Here is a 515-nt window from a genome sequence, read left to right on the forward strand (position 1 = left end):
CATGTGCCGGATGCTGTTGGTTCATCCAAGCGGCTTTTATGCATGGTTGAGAGAGCCTTTGAGCCCGCGTGCGTAGGAAGATCAGCGTCAAACCGTGCTGCTGAAGCAGGCTTGGGATGAGAGCGGCGAGGTCTATGGATACCGCAAACTGCACGATGATCTGTGCGACATGGGCGAAGACATCAGCCCCAACCGGGCTTGGCGTTTGGCGCGTCTGGCGGGCATAAGGGCCCAGATTGGTTACAAAAAGAAGCCGGGCTCTTATGGTGGCAGCCCTGCGGTCGTGGCCGACAATACGCTGAACCGCGAGTTCGATGTCAACGCTCCGGACCAGTTCTGGGGCGAGACCTTGTTCGCCATTGGTTCGAGAACAATGGTCGAGCGACATCACCTACATCCGCACCCACGAGGGCTTCCTTTATCTCGCAGTTGTCATCGATCTGTTTTCCCGGCGCGTTGTTGGCCCCCTCTCGCGGTTTGCATGCAAAACGCTGCCGGGCAACGGGTCCATGCAA

General features: G+C 58.1%; 1 pseudogene. It reads left to right on the top strand.

Annotation, left to right across the window (positions count from 1 at the left end):
- Positions 1 to 515: pseudogene (locus EGN72_RS00205) on the top strand (IS3 family transposase); the annotation flags it as partial.

It is taken from the genome of Pseudorhodobacter sp. E13 (genome assembly GCF_003991405.1).
Taxonomy (GTDB): domain Bacteria; phylum Pseudomonadota; class Alphaproteobacteria; order Rhodobacterales; family Rhodobacteraceae; genus Pseudorhodobacter.